Below are 3,829 nucleotides of genomic sequence, written 5' to 3'. Positions count from 1 at the left end.
CTCCACAGATCCTAACGGCCGGGGAGCAGTGGGCAAAACGGACGCCTCGGGTAAGTTCACGCTGACGACCTTTGATCCCGGGGATGGAGCTATTCCCGGAACTTACAATGTGGCCATTTCAAAGACCATTCTCGAAGGTGAACCACCCCCGGAGAATCCTCAGAACACTGGTGGGGTCGAGCCGGACAAACGTGTTTCCAAGGACCTGCTTCCGCCGAAATACAAGGTAGCGGCTACCTCCGGTCTGAAAGCAGAAATCAAGGAACCGGGGCCGGTGGAACTCAAGTTCGAACTTACCGATTGAAGAGATGGCACTCCGGCCAAGCCTGCTAGAGCAGCGAGGATCTCCGTTGGACTGCATCGCTCCAAGCGTGGATTCATCGCCATCTCCCGCGCGCATTACCGATGCGCCCACGTGTTGAGCGGCCCGGAAGGACAGAAAGCTGTTTTACAGGGTCGTTACAGGCTCAGACGGATCAGCCTTCCCATCCTGACCCAGCAAGTTGGAAGAATCATCCGCTGGGGATTTTAGCCACGGCCGGCCGACGAACCGGCCTTTTTTGGAGAAAATCCTCCCGGTATTTCTGTAACTCGTTGGCAAGTTGCAGGTCACTCTTTGCGCAGTGCTGGATGGCCTGGTCTATCGTTTTCAGAGCATTCTCCCAATCCCCAAGTTCCGCCCAGGCCGCCGCCAGACTGCGCAGACAGATTGGATCGGCATGATTGGTGGCCTCACTGGCGGCTTCCGCAAGCACTTTGGCGCGCGTCCCGTCGCGAATAGCGTCGTCGGGACATGTCGCCAGAAAGAGGGCGACCAGCGATTGACAGTACGGATCACCTTTGGCTTCCGATAGGGCGCGTTCGAACTCAGCTCGGGCTTCCGGATAATTTCCCGACCGGGCCAGGGACTCTGCCAGTCCCAGACGTGCGTCAATGAGCGATGGCTCCAGTTCCAGTGCCCGCCGGTATGCCGTTACCGCCTCCTCGTACTTCCCGAGCTCGAGATAGGCGTTCCCGAGATTCAAATGTGCCGGTCCATAATTCGGGGCCAATTTGATTGCTGCTTCAAATTGGGCGATGGCTTCCTGAAACGCCCCCGCCTCGGCAAGTGCTCGCCCGAGATTTAACCGCGCGTTGAGGTTGGTCGGCATTAATTCTACAGCCTTCCGAAAGTGCATCAGCGCTTCTTCTTTTCGCCCCTGTTTTTCTCTGATAATCCCCAGATTGGCATGAGCAAACCAGCAATCAGGATCAAGCTGCAAGGCCTTTTCCAGCTTCGGAATGGCCTCCTCCCAGTGCCCCTTGTCCATCAGAATGACCGCAATGCTCACGTATGCCTCGAGATAATCTGGCTGTTTCTGGAGTGCCAACTCGAACTGCTTGAGAGCCTCATCCAACCTGCCCTGTTCATACAGTTTGATCCCCTGCATGCCTATCTCGAGATATTCGGTGGCTGGAACGCGAATCGCAACAAATTCTTCGTAGGGGCGGTTGACAAATTCCGGGAGATTGACCGCACGGTTAGCGGCCGTGGAATTGGGAATCAAAATCGGTGGGCTGTCGTTCCCATTCTCGTCAATGTGCGTGAGAAACATCTGCGTGTACGGAGTATTGACTTTGGAAGAAAAGACCAGCCACCGACCGTTAGGCGAGAAACTGTGCCAGGAGTTCATCAGATTGGTATTACACCGCATTCGCCGGGCTTCACCACCGCTGGTGGGCACAATCCACAGTTCGCTGTCCGGGCGCAGCAGTTGGCCATTGCGACATTTGACGAAGACAATCCATTTGCCATCCGGCGAGACCTTGGGAAAAGTATTGCTCATCCCGTTGTGGGAAGCCCCCGCGATAGGCGCCGGCACTCCGCCCTGGCCATTTCGAAACGGAATACGATAAAGGCTGTACTGGATCTGCGGCTCGTTGGGATCGTTCGCTCTCACAGCCGGACGATAACCTGGCGGATAAGGGTCTTTCGCCTCCGCGCGGGCAAAAATGATCGTCTGCCCATCGGGAGTCCACACCGGATCACAATGCACATATCGAGGATCGTCCGCCCCGGGAAGTGGTTTTATCTCCTGCGTTTCGCGGTCGTAATAGCCGAGTATTCCCCGAGTTGGATAAAAGACCTGAAGGAAACGATAGTCAGTAAAATTCTGAACGTAAACTGACTCATTCAATGTCGTAACCACGTAACGCCCATCTGGCGAGACTTGCGAAAGAAATCCAATGGTTTTCTGGCCCGGCGGTTTACCCTGGAATGAGTTCCAACTGATGATGTCCTTTTGCTCGATGATCGTTTCCTTCTCAATAGGGACGATGGCGTAGGCCCCTTTGTCCCCGGCCGGACCGTCCACATCCATACCCAGCGTTTTGCCATCTGTGGAGAAAGAATGGCAATTTGCGCAGGTCAGCAAGCCGGTTAGAACCAACCGGCTCTCCGGCTTTGAAATATCACGCAACCTCCACGCAATTAGCGGCAGAAAGGCTTCGCTGAGCGGTTTGATGACGCCGCGTTCCGTTTGCGACGGGGCGAGCGGAACATCCCGATAAAATATCGGAGCTCCTACAGGGTCTTTGGACGTCACACACGTTATGGCACCGCATGAAAGAACCTGTCCAGGATTTTTGCTGGAAAATCCTACAACGTACAATCGATATGGGTTTTCTACAGAATATTGTTTAACTCTCTCCCAGACTTGATTGTGAACTGTCCAGGCTTTCGCCGTCCGCTGGTACGGTGTGCCCCGGTAAATCTCATTTGTCTCTGTCAGGCATCGGGGGTCGATTTCGCCTTCCGGAGGCGGGTCACCGGGCACCAATGCGCCCAACCAGGACCTGCCGCCATCCAGAACGAACGCCACCAGCCAGCAGTCCACGCCCGGCGTATCGTCATGCCAGAGAAGTGTGGGCGGAACGATTTCCGGCGGGAAGATTGAACCGTCAAGAGGATAGTCGATCGTCAGCGGGGCACTGTCGGCGGCAGGTACCTTTTCGAGGAGTTGTCCAGCAATCGGCGTCCAACCCGCATGCAACGGCACAGTATCTCCGGGACGCAGTTCGAGCGTGCCCACGAGAATCTCTCGCGCAGATTCAGAAAACGCCAACCGGAGCCGATCAGATACGCTGGCTCCCCCACTCCTATGACGGTCGGACTTTTCGCCTGCGCTTTTCGCGGCTGCTGTGGTGTGCTCTCCCGGATCGGGAACCCCACCTCTCTCGTCTGAACAGCCCAGCCACAAAAGCGTGCAGCACCACAAAGGGAGGAGTAACTTTCTGAGCATATCCACGGTATCCCGCTCACGATCCGCGGGTTGAATTTGACGACCCCACACCGCTGACCGCGGCCGCCCTCATCCCTACATGCTCTGGTCGCGATCAAAAGATTCTATGGAGCGGCGTCGGAAAAGAGCAAGTGAACCCACAGATGGCCGCGGTGCGCGGCTCGTCAGCAGGCCTTCTCGTGTCCGCTCTGTCAACAATTTTTAAGGCGACGGTCCACAGGCATGAACAGTGCCCAAAAACCGGTTTCACTAATCCGGGCTTCTTCCCCTTCAGCGATTGCGGTTTCGGCGGAGGTCCTCCTCCCCGAGTTTTGGCCCGTTGTCCTGCGGCATACTTGTGTGCCATGCAACCAGTTTTTCTCGGAGCGAGGAAACCACCTGGCCCTGCTGGTCGGCCAGATTCTTCGTTTCCCCAGGATCGGCCTCCAGGTCGTACAGCTCCGGGCGGGAACCATCATACTCGCAAAGGAGTTTCCAACGCCCTTCGCGGATCGCCAGATCCGGATACGGTCCCGTACCGGCAAAGAATTTTCGATCTGGCGGCCTCC

Annotated in this window: 1 protein-coding gene and 2 pseudogenes; 1 reads left to right on the top strand and 2 read right to left on the bottom strand. The window is 56.3% G+C overall.

The genetic code is table 11. From position 1 onward, the window contains the following. Positions 1–304 (top strand): annotated as a pseudogene (locus H5U08_RS12525) (hypothetical protein); the annotation flags it as partial. Between the two features lie 208 nt (positions 305–512). Here the strand turns inward: H5U08_RS12525 and H5U08_RS12520 are convergent. After that, positions 513–3,281: a tetratricopeptide repeat protein gene (locus tag H5U08_RS12520; protein ID WP_297033554.1), complete on the bottom strand. Its 2,769-nt coding sequence runs from the start codon at positions 3,279–3,281 to the stop codon at positions 513–515. A gap of 270 nt (positions 3,282–3,551) precedes the next feature. Further along, positions 3,552–3,829 (bottom strand): annotated as a pseudogene (locus H5U08_RS12515) (sulfatase/phosphatase domain-containing protein); the annotation flags it as partial.

It is taken from the genome of Thermogutta sp. (assembly GCF_014359955.1).
In the GTDB taxonomy this organism is placed as follows: Bacteria; Planctomycetota; Planctomycetia; order Pirellulales; family Thermoguttaceae; genus Thermogutta.
Note: the sequence above shows the minus strand (reverse complement) of the source record. Positions and strands in the feature narration are given on the sequence as shown.

What these genes read in the sequence shown, in the direction of transcription:
- H5U08_RS12520 (WP_297033554.1), bottom strand. Translation starts at nt 3,281, where the DNA reads ATGCTCAGAAAGTTACTCCTCCCTTTGTGGTGCTGCACGCTTTTGTGG.